This is a genomic window from Haemophilus haemolyticus (assembly GCF_003490595.1).
GTDB lineage: Bacteria > Pseudomonadota > Gammaproteobacteria > Enterobacterales > Pasteurellaceae > Haemophilus > Haemophilus haemolyticus_L.
Window position 1 is genome coordinate 32736 of the sequence record NZ_QQGY01000008.1, and the last position, 16797, is coordinate 49532.

Annotated in this window: 20 protein-coding genes; 7 read left to right on the forward strand and 13 right to left on the reverse strand. The window is 37.8% G+C overall.

Annotated elements, in window-relative coordinates; translation table 11 throughout:
* Positions 1-2: 2 nt before the first annotated feature.
* Together DV415_RS07335 and DV415_RS07340 are read right to left on the reverse strand one after the other, a co-directional pair.
* Positions 3-923 carry an ATP-binding cassette domain-containing protein gene (locus tag DV415_RS07335; RefSeq protein ID WP_118782428.1) on the reverse strand — a complete coding sequence of 307 codons (921 nt, stop codon included), beginning with the start codon at positions 921-923 and terminating at the stop codon, positions 3-5.
* The gene (locus tag DV415_RS07340; protein WP_118790794.1) at positions 923-1804 is read right to left on the reverse strand and encodes a metal ABC transporter substrate-binding protein; all 882 of its coding nucleotides are present in this window, start codon (positions 1802-1804) and stop codon (positions 923-925) included. Before DV415_RS07340 ends, DV415_RS07335 begins: the two co-directional genes overlap by 1 nt.
* 357 nt (positions 1805-2161) lie before the next feature.
* On the opposite strand from DV415_RS07340, the gene DV415_RS07345 reads away from it, so the two are divergent.
* Positions 2162-2626 carry a hypothetical protein gene (locus tag DV415_RS07345; protein ID WP_118776275.1) on the forward strand — a complete coding sequence of 155 codons (465 nt, stop codon included), beginning with the start codon at positions 2162-2164 and terminating at the stop codon, positions 2624-2626.
* A 92-nt stretch (positions 2627-2718) separates the two neighbouring features.
* Here DV415_RS07345 and DV415_RS07350 read toward each other — a convergent pair whose 3' ends face one another.
* Positions 2719-3597 carry a D-alanyl-D-alanine carboxypeptidase family protein gene (locus DV415_RS07350; RefSeq protein ID WP_118782430.1) on the reverse strand — a complete coding sequence of 293 codons (879 nt, stop codon included), beginning with the start codon at positions 3595-3597 and terminating at the stop codon, positions 2719-2721.
* A 246-nt stretch (positions 3598-3843) separates the two neighbouring features.
* Here DV415_RS07350 and rlmN point away from each other — a divergent pair, with 246 nt between their 5' ends.
* The 6 genes from rlmN (at position 3844) to DV415_RS07380 (ending at position 9651) form a co-directional block, all read left to right on the forward strand.
* Positions 3844-4995, forward strand: a complete 1152-nt coding sequence (gene rlmN, locus DV415_RS07355) for a dual-specificity RNA methyltransferase RlmN (RefSeq protein ID WP_192879109.1) — start codon at positions 3844-3846, stop codon at positions 4993-4995.
* A 100-nt stretch (positions 4996-5095) separates the two neighbouring features.
* Positions 5096-5638 (forward strand): type IV pilus biogenesis/stability protein PilW, encoded by a 543-nt coding sequence (gene pilW, locus DV415_RS07360; protein WP_005630116.1) that lies wholly within the window; start codon positions 5096-5098, stop codon positions 5636-5638.
* Positions 5639-5708: 70 nt separating this feature from the next.
* A complete protein-coding gene (locus DV415_RS07365) occupies positions 5709-6620 on the forward strand; it encodes a RodZ domain-containing protein (RefSeq protein WP_118790831.1) in 912 nt (303 codons plus the stop codon).
* Positions 6621-6631: 11 nt separating this feature from the next.
* Positions 6632-7738, forward strand: a complete 1107-nt coding sequence (ispG, locus tag DV415_RS07370; RefSeq protein WP_118790796.1) for a flavodoxin-dependent (E)-4-hydroxy-3-methylbut-2-enyl-diphosphate synthase — start codon at positions 6632-6634, stop codon at positions 7736-7738.
* 9 nt (positions 7739-7747) lie between these two features.
* On the forward strand, positions 7748-9019 hold the full coding sequence (hisS, locus tag DV415_RS07375; protein ID WP_118790797.1) for a histidine--tRNA ligase: 1272 nt from the start codon (positions 7748-7750) through the stop codon (positions 9017-9019).
* A 17-nt stretch (positions 9020-9036) separates the two neighbouring features.
* Positions 9037-9651 (forward strand): YfgM family protein, encoded by a 615-nt coding sequence (locus DV415_RS07380; protein WP_118790798.1) that lies wholly within the window; start codon positions 9037-9039, stop codon positions 9649-9651.
* 49 nt (positions 9652-9700) lie between these two features.
* Here the strand turns inward: DV415_RS07380 and iscX are convergent, their stop codons facing one another.
* The 10 genes from iscX to trmJ form a co-directional block, all read right to left on the reverse strand.
* Positions 9701-9895 carry a Fe-S cluster assembly protein IscX gene (gene iscX, locus DV415_RS07385; RefSeq protein WP_005630102.1) on the reverse strand — a complete coding sequence of 65 codons (195 nt, stop codon included), beginning with the start codon at positions 9893-9895 and terminating at the stop codon, positions 9701-9703.
* Entirely contained in the window at positions 9895-10236 is a 342-nt protein-coding gene (fdx, locus tag DV415_RS07390) for an ISC system 2Fe-2S type ferredoxin (RefSeq protein ID WP_005629440.1), read from the reverse strand. Before fdx ends, iscX begins: the two co-directional genes overlap by 1 nt.
* A gap of 40 nt (positions 10237-10276) precedes the next feature.
* Positions 10277-12136: a Fe-S protein assembly chaperone HscA gene (gene hscA / locus DV415_RS07395; protein ID WP_118790799.1), complete on the reverse strand. Its 1860-nt coding sequence runs from the start codon at positions 12134-12136 to the stop codon at positions 10277-10279.
* A gap of 18 nt (positions 12137-12154) precedes the next feature.
* The gene (locus tag DV415_RS07400) at positions 12155-12841 is read right to left on the reverse strand and encodes a DUF2625 domain-containing protein (protein WP_118790800.1); all 687 of its coding nucleotides are present in this window, start codon (positions 12839-12841) and stop codon (positions 12155-12157) included.
* A 30-nt stretch (positions 12842-12871) separates the two neighbouring features.
* A complete protein-coding gene (gene hscB, locus DV415_RS07405; RefSeq protein ID WP_053466234.1) occupies positions 12872-13393 on the reverse strand; it encodes a Fe-S protein assembly co-chaperone HscB in 522 nt (173 codons plus the stop codon).
* Positions 13394-13405: 12 nt separating this feature from the next.
* Positions 13406-13729 carry an iron-sulfur cluster assembly protein IscA gene (iscA, locus tag DV415_RS07410; protein WP_005626961.1) on the reverse strand — a complete coding sequence of 108 codons (324 nt, stop codon included), beginning with the start codon at positions 13727-13729 and terminating at the stop codon, positions 13406-13408.
* 53 nt (positions 13730-13782) lie between these two features.
* Positions 13783-14166, reverse strand: a complete 384-nt coding sequence (gene iscU / locus DV415_RS07415; RefSeq protein WP_005626962.1) for a Fe-S cluster assembly scaffold IscU — start codon at positions 14164-14166, stop codon at positions 13783-13785.
* 57 nt (positions 14167-14223) lie between these two features.
* The gene (locus DV415_RS07420) at positions 14224-15438 is read right to left on the reverse strand and encodes an IscS subfamily cysteine desulfurase (protein WP_118776284.1); all 1215 of its coding nucleotides are present in this window, start codon (positions 15436-15438) and stop codon (positions 14224-14226) included.
* A gap of 78 nt (positions 15439-15516) precedes the next feature.
* Positions 15517-15966: a Fe-S cluster assembly transcriptional regulator IscR gene (gene iscR / locus DV415_RS07425; RefSeq protein ID WP_118776285.1), complete on the reverse strand. Its 450-nt coding sequence runs from the start codon at positions 15964-15966 to the stop codon at positions 15517-15519.
* Between the two features lie 56 nt (positions 15967-16022).
* Complete coding sequence (trmJ, locus tag DV415_RS07430) at positions 16023-16742, reverse strand: tRNA (cytosine(32)/uridine(32)-2'-O)-methyltransferase TrmJ (protein WP_118776286.1); 720 nt, start codon at positions 16740-16742, stop codon at positions 16023-16025.
* Between the last annotated feature and the right edge of the window lie 55 nt (positions 16743-16797).

Here is a 16797-nt window from a genome sequence, read left to right on the forward strand (position 1 = left end):
CCTTAATCCTTCTCTTTTTTGACCGCACTTTTACAAGGACAGTCTTCAAAATGGCAATCCTTTGTTGTTGGTGCCGGTGGATCTTGTTTAGTTTCACCATAGAATACAACGGCTTTTTCATCATCCGTCAAGACGGTAACAGCACGTTTATCTTCATCATTATGCAAATCTTCACCCAACAATTTAATATGGCGTAATACCCCACCAAACACAATTTCCAAATTATGTTGGTTAAAGGTATCTTCCGTTTTCCCTGCTGCAATCACCGTACGATTAATCATCACCACTTGATCACAAAAATCAGGAACAGAACCTAAGTTATGAGTTGAGACAAGAATAAGATGACCTTCTTCTCGAAGCTGTTGAAGAAGATCAACAATGGCATTTTCAGTTTTCACATCAACGCCAGTGAAAGGTTCATCTAATAAAATAATGGGACTTTGTTGTGCTAAAGCGCGGGCCAAAAACACGCGTTTTTTCTGCCCGCCAGATAACTCACCAATTTGACGATGCGCAAGATGTTCAATATTCACTCGCTGCATCGCCTCTTGAACTTTTTGTTTATCAATCGCTTTAGGGATACGAAGGAAATTCATATACCCATAACGCCCCATCATCACGACATCATACACTGACACAGGAAATTGCCAGTCTACTTCTTCAGATTGTGGAACATAAGCAACTAAATTACGTTTCAGTGCTTGGGAAATTGGCAGATCACAAAGTTTGATTTCACCTTGTTGTGGCTTCACAAGCCCCATTATGCTTTTAAACAATGTGGACTTGCCACTTCCATTTACACCCACTAATGCACAAATAGTTCCACTGTTTAATGAGAACGTCATATTGTGAATAGCTGTGTGGCCATTGTTGTAACGAACAGTTACATCATTAACCCAAATTGATGTCGAGAAAGAGTCCATTATTTTCCGAATCCTTTAACAATGGTTGATACAGTGACGTTAAGCAAATCAATATAAGTTGGCACAGGGCCTTTTTTCGCAGAAAGAGAGTCAACATACAATACACCACCGTATTTTGCGCCACTTTCTTTCGCTACTTGTTGTGCTGGTTTTGGTGAAATTGTACTTTCACTAAACACAACAGGAATATTGTTTTTACGAACTAAATCAATCACTTTACGCACTTGTTGTGGTGTGCCTTGTTGTTCAGCATTGATTGGCCACAAATAACCTTCTTTTAAGTTGTAATCTTTCGCCAAATAACTGAAAGCACCTTCACTTGTCACAAGCCAGCGCTGTTCTTCTGGAATCTGTGCTAATTTTGCACGAAGTGGCTCATCAAGTTGTTTAATTCTTTGAGCATAGTCAGCGGCATTTTTTTCGTACACTGCTGCATTTTGTGGATCGTATTTCACCAATGCATTTTTAATATTTTCAATATAAATTAATGCATTAGATGGCGACATCCACGCATGTGGGTTAGGCGCATCTTTATACGGACCTTCATAAATAGACAATGGTTGAATACCTTCTGTCACCACCACGGCTGGTTTATCTTTAATATTTTGGAAGAAACGTTCAAACCAACGTTCCAAATTTAAACCATTCCATAAAATTAAATCAGCAGATTGCGCTTTTACAATGTCTTTTGGCGTAGGTTCATATTCATGAATTTCAGCACCGGGTTTGGTGATAGATTCCACTGTAGCTGCATTACCTGCCACATTTTGTGCAATATCTTGAATCACGGTGAAGGTGGTGACGACTTTGAATTTTGCATTAGCCTGCATTGCAAACAAACCAAGTGCAAGTGCGGTCATAATTTTTAATGAATTTCGCATAAGATGTCCTTATAAAAAAGTAATAGAGGTTGGATGCCTGAATAATCGCTCAACTGCTCAACAATCATTCATCATTGGTAATAATACTATTTTTATTACGCCTTTCAAATAAAAATGATTATCAAACATTAAAATTATTGTGGTTTTGAAAGCATAACAAAAAGTGAGATAGATTTTCCCTATGTTTTTAAGTGTTATGTCATCGTGATAAGCTAAATTTTCAAAAGGTTTTGCATTTATTATTAATTTGGCTATTCCTATAAAAGTACAAATATTTTTCTATCACTAGAATGACTTTTTCTAAAATTAAGTCTAGAATGCAACGGCTATTATAAATTCATCTTTTGAGGATAATACATGAAAAAAGCATTTTGGTTAGTATTAAGTTCAGCAATAGTCTTAACTGCCTGTGATGATAAGCCTAAAATGACAGAGCAAACTAAAACAACTGAACAAACTAAAATATCGGTAGAGCAACCTGCTCAACAACCAATATCGATAAACTACAAACAGATCGCACTAGAAAAATCCCAAAAAGCGATTGACACTGCTAAAGTTGCTCAAGATAAATCCGTTCAAGCCAATGAAGCTGTAAAAGTAGCAATGCAAAAACAGCAAGAGGCACAGACTGTGTTAAGTCAAGGTGGTGAAGAGGCTGAAAAACTTTCTAAACAAAAAATGGACGAATCTAATGCTGCTGCAGAGTTAGCCCTAAAATTATCTGAAGAATCCAAAGCTGCTTCTGCGCTTTCACTCCAATTATCGAAAGAAGCGGAAGATGCGGCTAATAAGGCGAATCAACAAGCTCAAACTGAGAAATAGCGCAAGATTTATTCTTCTAATTTCTATTTAAATCAACTAAAAAACGCGAGATAAAACAAACTGTTATCTCGCATTTTTTATGTTTATGGACATTATTTTGATAATTTCTGAATTAGCGTATTAAAGCCTTCTTCATCATAGCCATCTTCATATTGTGCCTCGCCTTCAACATCATGAATGGTTCGTCCATTCAATGCAGTACAACCGTATTTTTCTAATTTGTTTTTAGTAAAGCTAGAACGATATGCAGAAGAAGAATTATTGAGACTAATTACACCGATGGTGGAACTTTTACATGGGCGTTTATTGATAAAAACAAGGTTATAACCAGATTCTCGGATGTATCCTGTCTTATTTACTACCGCATCAAAAATTTCATCACGCACTAATTTATTTGTATTTTTCATTAATACACTATGTCTTCCAGCTTGAATATTCGTAGCACTGATATTGGATAGTTGTCTAATTTCAGGTTTATTCAAGGAATGTTTAGCAAGTTTAACTAAATCCATAGGACTAGAGATATTGCTACTCGATAAACCAGAACTATCATGAAAACGAGTAGAATACATGCCTAATTGGCGAGCTTTTTCATTCATTTTATGAATAAATTGTATTCTGCTCATTCCTGCAGCACGAGAAAGCGCATGAGCGGCATAGTTATCAGAATGCACAAGCATCGCCTTTAATAATTCTCTGCAAGCCATCGGAACATTCATCGGCAATTTCGTGCTTGTACCTTTAATGTAATCACGATCGTCATTGGTTATCGCAATGGTACAATTAGGATTTGTATTATTTTCTAGAAACACGTTCGCCGTCATTAATTTCGTTACAGACGCAATGGGCTGAACGCTATCAGGCGCATGGCTTTCCAACACTCGATTATGCGTAAAATCATACACAACATAAGACTGTGCCCCCGCAAAAGAAGGACACAAAGAAAAAATAAATAAAGCTTTTTTAAACATTATTAGTCACCTTAGAAAATAGGCTTACATTTTACCGCACTTTTTACGCTGTAATTGGAAATATTTGCGATCTAGATCGCAAAAAAGTGCGGTGATATTTTCCATCATTTTTCAATTCCGCTAGATTATGCAGTGACAAATCTGTACAATCGCCGTTCATTTTTTAATTGCGAATTTTTCGTTGTGAGTTTTTGATAAAAACACCAGCACAACGCTATCGCCATAATGTGTAATAACGAGGCTAAAATGTCAGAATTATTGTCTGTGCAATCAGATGCACCAGCTAAAAAAATTAATCTAATGGATTTAACGCGCCAACAAATGCGCGAATTTTTTAAAGAACTCGGCGAAAAACCATTCCGAGCAGATCAGTTAGTAAAGTGGATTTATCATTTTGGCGAAGATAACTTCGACAATATGACAAACATTAATAAAAAATTACGTGAAAAACTTAAAGCTGTTGCAGAAATTAAAGCCCCAGAAGTTGCCGTTGAACAACGTTCAGCCGATGGCACGATAAAATGGGCAATGCAAGTAGGTGAACAACAAGTTGAAACCGTGTATATTCCCGAAGCAGATCGCGCGACGCTTTGTGTATCTTCCCAAGTTGGCTGTGCCTTAGCTTGTACCTTCTGTTCAACGGCTCAACAAGGATTTAATCGCAATTTAACGGTTTCAGAAATTATCGGCCAAGTTTGGAGAGCCTCTAAAATTATTGGCAACTTTGGAGTGACAGGCATTAGACCAATTACCAATGTGGTAATGATGGGAATGGGTGAACCCTTATTAAATATCGCTAACGTTGTTCCCGCAATGGAAATTATGTTAGATGATTTTGCCTACGGTTTATCAAAACGTCGTGTCACTTTATCAACTTCTGGCGTTGTGCCGGCACTAGATAATTTGAGCAAAATGATCGATGTGGCTTTGGCTATTTCATTACATGCCCCAAACGATGAACTGCGTGATGAAATTGTGCCAATCAACAAAAAATATAATATCAAAATGTTGATTGACTCGGTAAATCGTTATTTGAGTGTATCAAATGCGAATCACGGCAAAGTGACGATTGAATATGTTATGCTCGATCATGTAAATGATGGCGTTGAACATGCTCATCAACTTGCAGAAGTATTAAAAAATACGCCTTGTAAAATTAATTTAATTCCATGGAATCCGTTCCCAGAAGCACCTTATGCAAAAAGCTCGAATACGCGTATTGACCGCTTCCAAAAAACCTTGATGGAATATGGTTTTACCGTGATTATTCGTAAAACTCGTGGAGATGACATTGATGCGGCTTGCGGACAATTAGCTGGAGATGTTATCGATCGTACTAAACGTACGGCAATGAAACGCCAATTTGGACAAAATATTGGGGTGACAGAAGTTAATTAATATTCTAGGCATGTGAATTAATCAAGTTCACATGCCCTATGTTTTCATACAAATTAAAGCATATTAAATATTTCTTCCTCCCCAGTTAAAAGGAGAAAAAATGCAAACAATAAGTAAACAACTCAGTGCGGTTATTTTCCCTTTCATTTTTTCTGCTTGCGTTTCTCAATCAACAATTCAAGATTTCAATCAACAATCTGCAGCTAAAGCTCGCGTAGAACTTGCTCTCGGCTACCTTCAACAAGGTAATCCTCAACTAGCCAAAATCAACTTAGATAAAGCACTTCAACACGATAAAGATTACTATCTCGTGCATTCAGCGCTTGCGCATTATTATCAACAACAAGGGGAAATCGAGAACGCACATCGTGAATATGAAATAGCTTTAAAACTCAATAATCAACAGGGAGACTTACATAATAATTTTGGCACATTTTTATGTCGTCAAAAGCAATTTGAACAAGCTCAGCAGCAATTTCAACTCGCGCTGAATTCACCTAATTATTATCATCAAGCAGATACATTTGAAAATATGGCTCTTTGTGCTTATTCCTCTCAAAAAATGGATATTTATCAACAAGCATTACAAAAATTGCGACAAACTGATAGTAAACGAGCGGAAAAATTTAATACCTTCAAATAAAGCATTGCCAAATCAAGCGTTGGACTTTAAAATTTAGCCCTTGTTTATCGCATATTATTTGATTGAATTTATGAATCCAACAACTGAGCAAGAACTTTCACCAGGTGAGATTTTTCGCCAAGCACGTGAAAACTTGAATCTTTCTCTCGAAGACGTCGCCAAAGAAATTGCGCTACGTCCTTCCATATTACAACAACTTGAAAACAACGAATTTATTCAAAAATCTACCCCTGCAATCTTTGTAAAAGGTTATGTGCGTAGCTATGCCAAGTTCTTACGCTTACCTGATTCTGTATGGGAAAATATTACATTTGCAGAAAATGATAAAAACGATCTGAGTAAAAATGCTCGTTCAACTCGTGAAGTCAATCAATATTCATCGCACTCTCGTTGGGTCGGACGTTTATCTATCATTGTACTTATTTTAGTCCTTGGCATGACGGGACTTTGGTGGTGGCAAAGTTATCAGCAAAATAACCAAGAACGTGATGACTTAGTACAAAGCTATGTTGCTTCTACCGAAAACAATCAGCCAGCCGCAGCTCTTGTGACAACAGAAGAAAGTAATAAAACTGCATCAGAAACAATAGCACCTGTCTCACAACCAGTAGAAATAACAAATAATGTGTTACCAGAAATAGCACAAGAAAATGCTGTTTCACAAACAAAAAACGATGAAAAATCAGTTTCAGACACTCAAAGTGCGGTAGAAAATCCATCAATTTCTCCAGCGGCTCCTACTGTGAAAGGAGACTTGATTGTAGAAATTTTAAACAATACGAGCTGGCTCAGCGTAAAAGATAAAAATCGCCGAGTATTAGCACAAAAAGAGTACAAAAAAGGTGAAGTATTAACTTTTAATGGAGATGAGTTTTCATTAATTGTTGGCGCACCAAGTAATGTACGGATCACCTATAAAGGCGAAAATTATCCACTCAAAGTGGATGGCCGCATTGCAAAATTCAAACTTTCACAACCTTAATAAGGAAAAAGATGTCAGCTTTTCAACCAAGCATTAAGCGTCGTGAATCGACAAAAATTTATGTGGGAAATGTACCAGTTGGTGGTGATGCGCCAATTGCCGTGCAATCAATGACAAATACTCGCACCACTGATGTGGAAGCGACAGTTGCTCAAATTAAATCATTAGAACGTGTTGGTGCAGATATCGTTCGCGTATCCGTTCCAACAATGGATGCTGCAGAAGCATTTAAACAAATTAAACAGCAAGTGAATGTCCCTCTCGTAGCAGATATTCATTTCGACTACCGTATCGCGCTAAAAGTCGCAGAATATGGAGTAGATTGTTTACGTATCAATCCAGGCAATATTGGTCGTGAGGATCGCATCCGTGCCGTTGTTGATTGTGCTCGTGACAAAAATATTCCGATTCGTATCGGCGTAAACGCAGGCTCTTTAGAAAAAGATCTGCAAGAAAAATACGGCGAGCCAACACCAGAAGCATTATTAGAATCAGCGCTACGTCATGTAGAAATTCTAGATCGTCTTAACTTCGATCAATTTAAAGTGAGTGTAAAAGCCTCCGATGTCTTCTTAGCGGTAGAAGCTTATCGTTTACTTGCTAAATCTATCAAACAGCCATTGCATTTAGGGATTACAGAGGCGGGTGGTGCGCGTGCAGGTGCGGTAAAATCTGCGGTGGGTTTAGGAATGTTATTAGCTGAGGGAATTGGCGATACGCTGCGCGTTTCTTTGGCGGCAGATCCTGTAGAGGAAATCAAAGTCGGTTTTGATATTTTGAAATCTTTACGGATTCGTTCAAGAGGAATTAACTTCATTGCTTGCCCAACCTGCTCTCGCCAAGAGTTTGATGTAATCGGTACAGTAAATGCGTTAGAGCAACGCCTTGAAGATATTATTACACCAATGGATGTATCAATTATCGGCTGTGTAGTGAATGGTCCAGGCGAGGCGCTCGTATCTGATCTCGGAGTAACCGGCGGTAACAAAAAAAGCGGTTATTATCTTAATGGCGAACGCCAAAAAGAACGCTTTGATAACGAAGATATTGTTAACCAATTAGAAGCAAAAATTCGTGCAAAAGTCGCACAACAAGATCCAAAAAACAGAATTATTTAAGGAAAGCTCGTGGCTAAAACTATTCAAGCAATTCGTGGAATGAACGATTGCTCCCCTACTGAATCTCCATTATGGCAATGGATTGAAGCGCAAGTACGCCAAGTATTAAACAACTACGGTTATTCCGAAGTGCGTATGCCAGTTGTAGAAAGTACACCATTATTCGCTCGTGCAATCGGTGAAGTAACAGATGTTGTTTCAAAAGAGATGTACACATTTTGGGATAACGATGAACAATTAACCTTACGCCCTGAAGGCACTGCAGGTTGCGTGCGTGCCGCCATTGAACACGGTTGGATCTATAACAATGAACAACGCTTGTGGTATATGGGGCCAATGTTCCGTCATGAACGTCCACAAAAAGGTCGTTACCGTCAATTCCATCAAGCAGGTGTTGAGGTATTTGGTATTGCGAATCCAGAAATCGATGCAGAATTAATCATGCTTACCTATCGTTTATGGAAAGCGTTAGGTATCGATCAACATGTTACACTTCAACTTAACTCAATTGGTTCTTTAGAAGCACGCGCAAATTATCGTTCAGCTTTGGTTGGATTCTTAGAAAACCATCAAGATTTAATGAGCGATGAAGAAAAAGATCGCTTGGTAAAAAATCCGCTTCGTATTTTGGATACCAAAAATCCAGAATTACAAAAAGTATTAGATAACGCGCCAAAATTACTTGATTATCTAGATGACGAAAGCCGTGAGCATTTTGAACAATTATGTTCATTATTAGATGCAGTGGGTATTCAATATGAAATTAATCCTAAACTCGTGCGTGGCTTAGATTATTACAACAAAACTGTATTTGAATGGGTAACCTCTGCTCTTGGCGCACAAGGTACTGTATGTGGTGGCGGTCGTTATGACGGTTTAGTGGAACAACTTGGCGGACACGCAACACCGAGCATCGGATTTGCGATGGGATTAGAACGTTTAGTCTTGTTGGTGCAAGAAGTTAATCCAAATATTCCTGTGAAAAGTGCGGTGGATATTTATGTTGTTTATCAAGGTGAAGGCGCAACATTAGCCGCTTTTGAATTAGCGGAAAAAGTACGCTCAGAATTACCGCACTTAAATACGATGTTGCACTGCTCTGGCGGTAATTTCAAAAAACAATTTAAACGTGCAGATAAATCTGGTGCAACATTGGCATTAGTTATCGGCGAAAGCGAAGTACAAAATAAACAAGTCGTTATTAAACACTTGCAAGGTGGCGCAGATCAGCAAACCTTAGATTTAGTGAATGTAATCGACTATATTCAAACTCAATTTTAATTTAAAAGGGGAAAAACATGGCTTATTCTATTGAAGAAGAACAAGAGATTAACCAGTTGAAAGACTGGTGGAAAGAAAATGGCAAAACAATTATTGTCGCTTTTATCTTAGGGGTTGGTGGTATGTTTGGATGGCGTTATTGGCAAGCGCACCAAGCAGAACAAATCGCTCAAGCTTCGGCACAGTATGATGCGTTAATCTATTCTGCACAACAAGATGAACAAGCTAAAAAAGCAAATATAGAACAATTTGTGCAAGCTAACAGCAAAACTGCATACGCTGTATTTGCTTTATTAGATGAAGCGAAAAAAGCGACAGAGAAACAAGACTTTGCAGCAGCAGAAGCAAACTTAAATCAAGCATTAACCCAATCTCAAGATGAAGTATTAATATCTATTGTTGCATTACGTCTCAGTGCTGTACAATTTCAATTGGGTCAATTAGACAATGCATTAACCACCTTAAATCAAGTGAAGGGTGAAAGTTTTAATGCTCGTAAAGCAATTTTAACCGGCGACATCCAAGTCGCGAAAGGAGATAAAGTTGCGGCCAAAAACAGCTTTGAGCAAGCACAACAAAGTGGTAGCCAATTAGAACAACAAATGGCAAAAATGAAATTAAACAACCTTTAAAAAATAATACCCGCACCAAAGTGCGGGTATTTTTCAATCAAATTTCTGATTATTCAAATTCATCCAACCATTTCAATAAAATTGCTTCAAGAATTGCTTCATTTGACTTATTAGGATCGTCATCAAAATCTTCAAGTTCACAAATCCATTTATGTAAATCAGTAAAACGAACTGTTTTTGGATCTAAATCTGGATTACGATCATAAAGTTCCTCTGCAATTAATTGGGCATCAGTCCATTTCATTAGTGAGCGGCCTCATTGGCATGGTTAATGTTATATTTCGGAATTTCTACTACAAGATCTTCGTCTCCCACTACACATTGGCAAGATAAACGACTATCCATTTCTAATCCCCAAGCTTTATCCAGCATATCTTCTTCTTGATCACTCGTTTCATTTAGAGAGTCAAAACCTTCACGGATAATGACATGGCAGGTTGTGCAAGCACAGGAGCCATCACAAGCATGATGAATTTCTACTCCTGCATTGTGGGCAACTTCTAATAAGTTATCACCTGCCGCGGCATCAACAACCATACCTTCGGGACAAAATTCTTCATTAGGTAAAAAAATCACTTTTGGCATAACACTTTCCTCAAAATTATTTAATAATCTGACCGCACTTTTACGGTTTTTCAATATCTGACAAATTTTTGCCAGTCAAAGCTTTATTAATCGATACATTCATTCGACGTGCTGCAAATTCTTGGGTAGCAATATCCAAGGCTTTAATTCCTTGCGCGATTGCATCACGATCTGAACCTTGTTTTACATCCATTAATTGTTTTAACACACTTTCAATATGATGAAATTCTTCTGTGCTCAGCAATTCAGCCCCATCTGCTTGTAACGCAACAATTACGCTTTCAATCACACGATCCGCTTCCACTCGTTGCTCAGCTAATTCGCGAGCTTGTAAATCCTCTTGCGCATTATCAAAAGAAGATTTAATCATTGCTGTCACTTCTTCATCAGTTAAACCATAGGAAGGTTTAATTTGGATTGATGCCTGCACTTTTGTCGATTTTTCCATTGCAGTCACACTTAATAAACCATCTGCATCGACTTGATAAGTCACTCGGATATGAGCGGCACCCGCAGCCATCGCTGGAATACCTCGTAGAGTAAAACGCCCTAAAGAACGACAATCATCTACCAGCTCACGTTCGCCTTGTACAACATGAACGGTCATTGCTGTTTGGCCATCTTTGAAAGTAGTAAACTCTTGTGCACGAGCTACAGGAATTGTTGTGTTACGTGGAATAATTTTTTCCACTAATCCACCCATCGTCTCAATGCCTAAAGAAAGCGGCACGACATCGAGCAACAACATATCAGAATCAGTTTTATTACCGACTAAAATATCCGCTTGAATTGCGGCACCAAGTGCCACAACTTTATCTGGATCAATGGAAGTAAGTGGTGTTTTACCAAAAAACTCACCAACCTGCTCTCGTACATATGGCACTCGAGTTGAACCACCAACCATCACCACAGCTTGCACTTCTTCAGATTCAACGTTGGCATCTTTCAAAGCTCGGCGACAAGTTAGCAATGAACGTTTTACAAGCGAATGAATCAACGCATTAAATTGTTCTCGTGAAATTTCTACTGAAAAATTCTGCCAAGAAATGACCGCACTTTTCTCAGTACTTAAAGCAATTTTGGCTCGGCTCGCAAGGGTTATCAGTTCGCGCTGTTGATTTGGGGTTTGTGGTTTTAGTTTGGTTTGTTCAACGACCCAATCTGCAATTAAATGATCAAAATCATCACCACCTAGCGCAGTATCTCCACCCGTGGCTAGAACTTCAAACACACCTTTTGATAAGCGTAAAATTGAAATATCAAATGTACCGCCACCTAAATCATAAACAGCAATAATCCCTTCCTGCCCGCTATCCAATCCATAAGCAACTGCAGCTGCAGTAGGTTCATTCAATAAACGTAATACATTTAGCCCAGCTAAACGCGCAGCATCCTTAGTGCTTTGACGTTGGGCATCATCAAAATAAGCTGGAACCGTAATCACAACCCCAGAAAGCTCACCTCCAAGGCGTTGTTCTGCAATATGATTTAAATGCGATAAAATATCTGAAGATACTTCAATTGGACTTTTGGGGCCCTGTGCCGTAACAATTAAAGGCAATCCATTTTCACTCGCTACAAATTCATAAGGCAAACTAGAATAACGAGACTGAACATCAGCAAGACTACGACCAATTAGACGTTTTACTGAAATCACCGTATTTTTTGGATCAAGTGAGGCTTGTTCAAAGGCTTCCAAACCAACTTTCTTTTCTTCAACGCCATAATGAACAACTGATGGTAAAAGACTACGCTCTTGTTCATCATTAAGAATCACGGATTGCCCACTACGCACGGATGCAACCAAAGAATTGGTTGTTCCCAAATCAATCCCAACGGCTAAACGATGTTGATGCGGAGCAGCTGTTTGTCCGGGTTCTGCAATTTGTAATAATGCCATATGCTATTTTTCTACTGGTTATGCGACGGAATACGCCAAATCAAATTTATTTTTTTCTGCAAAGCTTGATTGGTAATGTGTTTCAATATTGACTTCGTGCTTTTGACGTTTATCAATCGCTATTTTTATCTCTTCGCTTAAGTCAGGCGAGAATACAAAAATTTGATTACCATCCAATTGTTTCACATCATCTTGCCAATTTTGCCAAAATAGACCTTGATAAAAAGCCTCTAAATCACCATTCAATGCCCAAGCTAAAAATTCTGTATAAGTAAAATTTAAATTATGCCAAGTGAGATCTTTTGGTGAAAAGTAATAAATTTTGCCAAGGTTATCGCCTAACGAACCACCATTTAATGCAAAGTAACCGCCTATCACATCATCTGCAACCAATAAATATTTTGGTTTTTCACCAGACTGACTAAAAGACTTACTAAAATTCCAATCCATCAATCCACGCGGTAATTTAAAACTTCCTGAACCTAAAATACGCAACCAACCATAATGAATTAAAATTCCACCTGTTTCATAAATCACAGCCCCCATTGGTGATGATGTTGGCATTTGCATGGTAAAAAGTTCACGTTCTGCACTTGATTGATCTTTTTTAATGACATAACAATGATTACGTGCACTTTCAATCCATTGGGAAAGTATAGGCCAAACAGAGTTGTCTGGAGATATTAGTTGTTCGAGAGTTTGCATAATATCAAGGGATATTGAGATATAGATCTATTACAGTTCAAAAAGGCGTTCTTCTACACGTTCAATTTCTTCAGAAAGCTTACGAGTAAAACGTAATTTATCACACAGTTGAGATGCTTTCGTCCATTGTTGGGATGTCAGACTCTCAGAAAGTGCGGTCAATAATAACTGAGTTTCTTGTTTAATTTCTTTTGCAAAAGCATTTAATGCTTCTTCATCTTTCTGATCTTCAAGTTCTTCTAGTTGTTCTCGCCACTGTAACTGTTGCATTAAAAACGCCACATCTTGCGTACTTTTTTGTTCAAGATCTATCTGTTCACCCGTATTAAGAGCAATGATAGCTTCTGCTCGTAAAATTGGGTCTTTTAACGTTTTTAAGGCATCATTCACTTCGGTGGATTTTTGCATCGCAACGCGTTGTTCTAACGCACTACTTGATACAAAATTATCAGGATGTAGAGCCTTTTGTAATTCTAAATAACGTGTATTTAGCGCCTTCTCATCTAACTGAAAATCAACAGGTAAATCAAAAATTTGAAAAGGATTTAACATCAGATTATTACCTTAAACATGGAAACTTTCACCACAGCCACAAGATTCTTTTACATTTGGATTATTGTATTTGAAGCCTTCATTTAAGCCTTCTTTCACATAATCCAACTCAATACCATTGAGATAAACTAAGCTTTTTGGATCGACAATAATATTCACACCATGTTGTTCAAAAACTTGATCTTCTTCATTTAAGACATCAACAAACTCAAGCACATAAGCTAAGCCAGAGCAGCCTGATGTTTTAACACCTAAACGTAAACCAATACCTTTGCCACGATTATCCAAAAAAGCTTTCACTCGTTGAGCGGCTTTTTCTGTTAATGTAATACTCATATATCCCCCAAAACCACTAAAAGTGCGGTCAAAACCGACCGCACTTTTTCATATTATTCGCCTTTTTTGGATTTGTAATCAGCAATTGCCGCTTTAATTGCATCTTCTGCTAAAATGGAACAGTGTACTTTCACTGGTGGCAATTCTAACTCTTCTGCAATTTGGCTATTTTTGATAGCACCTGCTTCTTCTAAAGATTTACCTTTCACCCATTCGGTAATTAATGAGCTAGATGCAATAGCAGAACCACAACCATAAGTCTTGAATTTTGCATCTTCAATAATGCCGTTATCATTTACTTTAATTTGTAACTGCATTACATCGCCACAAGCTGGCGCCCCCACCATGCCAGTACCAACATTGCTATCTTTTTTATCCATAGAACCCACATTGCGCGGATTTTCATAATGATCGATTACTTTTTCGCTATAAGCCATTTTAACTTTCCTTTTTTAAATCCTTGAGAAACGCCATTTAATAATAGCAGTTAAATCCTAGTGAGCTGACCACTCAATTGTACTAAGGTCGATGCCTTCTTTAAACATATCCCATAATGGCGATAATGCACGAAGTTTTTCCACCGCACCTTTTACTAAATTAATTGTATAATCAATTTCTTCTTCAGTGGTGTAACGACCAAGTGTGAAACGAATTGAACTATGTGCCAATTCATCATTTAAACCAAGTGCACGTAATACATAAGACGGCTCTAAGCTAGCTGATGTACAAGCAGAACCAGAAGATACTGCAATATCACGCAATGCCATCATTAAAGATTCACCTTCAACATAGTTAAAGCTAATATTTAAATTACTATCTAAACGGTGCTCCATTGAGCCATTTACGTAGGTTTCTTCAATATCTTTTAAGCCATTATATAAACGATCACGAAGAGCTTTTAAACGTGGCATTTCTGTTGCCATTTCTTCTTTTGCAATTCGATAAGCCTCGCCCATTCCCACGATTTGGTGGACAGGTAATGTACCTGAACGCATTCCGCGCTCATGACCACCACCATGAATAATCGCTTCTAAACGAATACGTGGTTTACGACGAACGTATAACGCACCAATACCTTTAGGTCCATAAAGTTTATGGCTAGACATAGATAATAAATCAACTGGCAACTCTTCCAAGTTAATCGCAACCTTGCCCACACTTTGAGTTGCGTCCACATGGAAAATCGTTTTATTTGCACGACAAAGCTCACCAATAGCTTTAATATCTTGCAACACGCCAATTTCATTATTGGCATGCATAATTGAAACTAAAATAGTATCGGGACGAAGTGCGGCTTTAAATTTCTCTAAATCAATTAAACCATCAGACTCGGGTGATAAATAAGTCACTTCAAAACCTTCACGCTCTAATTGACGACAAGTATCTAAAACGGCTTTATGCTCGGTTTTGCAAGTGATGATATGCTTGCCTTTAGTTTGGTAAAAATGCGCAGCACCCTTAATTGCAAGGTTATCTGATTCTGTCGCACCAGAAGTAAACACAATTTCACGAGAATCGGCACCAATAAGATCCGCAATTTGATTACGAGCCACATCAACCGCTTCTTCTGCTTGCCAACCAAATTTATGCGAGCGAGAAGCTGGGTTACCGAATATACCGTCAATGGTTAAAAATTCCATCATTTTTTTTGCAACACGCTCGTCCACAGGACAAGTTGCTGCATAGTCTAAATAAATAGGTAATTTCATTTTTCACTCCTAAATCATTCTAAATTTGACCGCACTTTTAATGCATTTTGCACTGTACGGACTACTTTCCTTTATTGATTAACAATTAATTAAATTCTCAAAATCGCTATGAGTTTGGCGTTTTGACTCACGTTTACTCACCAATTCAGCCAAAGTAATTTCATTGAGAAAACTTTCAATGCGATTACTCAGATCTTCCCACAATGTATGAGTTAAACATTCTACGCCATTTTGACAATTTCCACGACCAAGACATTTTGTCACATGAATATTTTCATTTACCGCTGAAATGATCATTCCCACTGAAATTTGATCACTTGGTAAACCTAGCTGATAACCTCCACCAGGTCCACGAACACTTTTTACTAATCCATCACGACGTAATTTAGCAAAAAGTTGTTCTAAATAAGATAACGAAATATGTTGACGTTCAGAAATATCTGCAAGGCTCACAGGACCTTTTTCTGCATTTAAAGCGATATCTAAAACCGCAGTGACTGCATAACGACCTTTCGATGTAAGTTTCATAAAGTGTTCCTAAAAAGTGATGTTGCAATATTTACATATCCTACTAAATCAGTCAATTAATCTAAATCAAGATCAATTCGTTTTTCGACCGCACTTAGCATGCCATTTAAAATATTTAATTCATTTTTTTCAAGTTGAGCGCGATAATATAAACGCTTTAATTTATGTATAACACCTTGATTTTGAATGAATCCGAGTGACTGATATACACGCTCAGTATGGTCAAAAAAATAAGCGAGTTGTTCTGCGGTTGGATAGTTTTGTTCTATTAAAGAAAGTGAATTTTCCTTCTTATCTTGAGCTAAAAATGCCATGCGCAATTCATAGCTTACCAACTGTACCGCCATTGCCAAATTTAAAGAAGAATAATCAGGATTAGCTGGGATATTCAAATGGTAATGACATTTCAACAACTCTTCATTCGTTAATCCAATACGTTCACGACCAAACACAATAGCTATCTTGCCTTCATGCGCTACAACTTTCTCCGCGCATTCTCGAGGCTCGATCAAGGTACTTTGTAAATGACGTAAACGAGCACTTGTTCCAATCACCAAAGAGCAATCATCGACGGCTTCATCAAAACTATCGACAACTCTAGCATTTTTTACAATATCTTCTGCGCCAGCTGAAAGAGCATAAGATTGTTCATCAACAGATTTTGGTGAAACAAGACAAAGCTGGGTCAATCCCATTGTTTTCATTGCTCTAGCAGCAGAACCAATATTACCGCTATGCGAAGTCTCAATTAAAACAATACGAATATTTTCCAACATAATGATGCCCGACTAAAATTTAAGGATATTCTACCACAATAACCGCTAAAAATAG

Bases quoted from the DNA above. Each gene is read 5' to 3' on its own strand.
- DV415_RS07340 (WP_118790794.1), bottom strand. From the start codon at position 1,804: ATGCGAAATTCATTAAAAATTATGACCGCACTTGCACTTGGTTTGTTT.
- hscA (WP_118790799.1), bottom strand. From the start codon at position 12,136: ATGGCATTATTACAAATTGCAGAACCCGGACAAACAGCTGCTCCGCAT.
- DV415_RS07420 (WP_118776284.1), bottom strand. From the start codon at position 15,438: ATGAAATTACCTATTTATTTAGACTATGCAGCAACTTGTCCTGTGGAC.
- iscX (WP_005630102.1), bottom strand. From the start codon at position 9,895: ATGAAATGGACTGATGCCCAATTAATTGCAGAGGAACTTTATGATCGT.
- fdx (WP_005629440.1), bottom strand. From the start codon at position 10,236: ATGCCAAAAGTGATTTTTTTACCTAATGAAGAATTTTGTCCCGAAGGT.
- iscR (WP_118776285.1), bottom strand. From the start codon at position 15,966: ATGAAACTTACATCGAAAGGTCGTTATGCAGTCACTGCGGTTTTAGAT.
- DV415_RS07335 (WP_118782428.1), bottom strand. From the start codon at position 923: ATGGACTCTTTCTCGACATCAATTTGGGTTAATGATGTAACTGTTCGT.
- pilW (WP_005630116.1), top strand. From the start codon at position 5,096: ATGCAAACAATAAGTAAACAACTCAGTGCGGTTATTTTCCCTTTCATT.
- DV415_RS07345 (WP_118776275.1), top strand. From the start codon at position 2,162: ATGAAAAAAGCATTTTGGTTAGTATTAAGTTCAGCAATAGTCTTAACT.
- DV415_RS07380 (WP_118790798.1), top strand. From the start codon at position 9,037: ATGGCTTATTCTATTGAAGAAGAACAAGAGATTAACCAGTTGAAAGAC.
- ispG (WP_118790796.1), top strand. From the start codon at position 6,632: ATGTCAGCTTTTCAACCAAGCATTAAGCGTCGTGAATCGACAAAAATT.
- trmJ (WP_118776286.1), bottom strand. From the start codon at position 16,742: ATGTTGGAAAATATTCGTATTGTTTTAATTGAGACTTCGCATAGCGGT.
- rlmN (WP_192879109.1), top strand. From the start codon at position 3,844: ATGTCAGAATTATTGTCTGTGCAATCAGATGCACCAGCTAAAAAAATT.
- iscA (WP_005626961.1), bottom strand. From the start codon at position 13,729: ATGAGTATTACATTAACAGAAAAAGCCGCTCAACGAGTGAAAGCTTTT.
- DV415_RS07350 (WP_118782430.1), bottom strand. From the start codon at position 3,597: ATGTTTAAAAAAGCTTTATTTATTTTTTCTTTGTGTCCTTCTTTTGCG.
- DV415_RS07365 (WP_118790831.1), top strand. From the start codon at position 5,709: ATGAATCCAACAACTGAGCAAGAACTTTCACCAGGTGAGATTTTTCGC.
- iscU (WP_005626962.1), bottom strand. From the start codon at position 14,166: ATGGCTTATAGCGAAAAAGTAATCGATCATTATGAAAATCCGCGCAAT.
- DV415_RS07400 (WP_118790800.1), bottom strand. From the start codon at position 12,841: ATGCAAACTCTCGAACAACTAATATCTCCAGACAACTCTGTTTGGCCT.
- hscB (WP_053466234.1), bottom strand. From the start codon at position 13,393: ATGTTAAATCCTTTTCAAATTTTTGATTTACCTGTTGATTTTCAGTTA.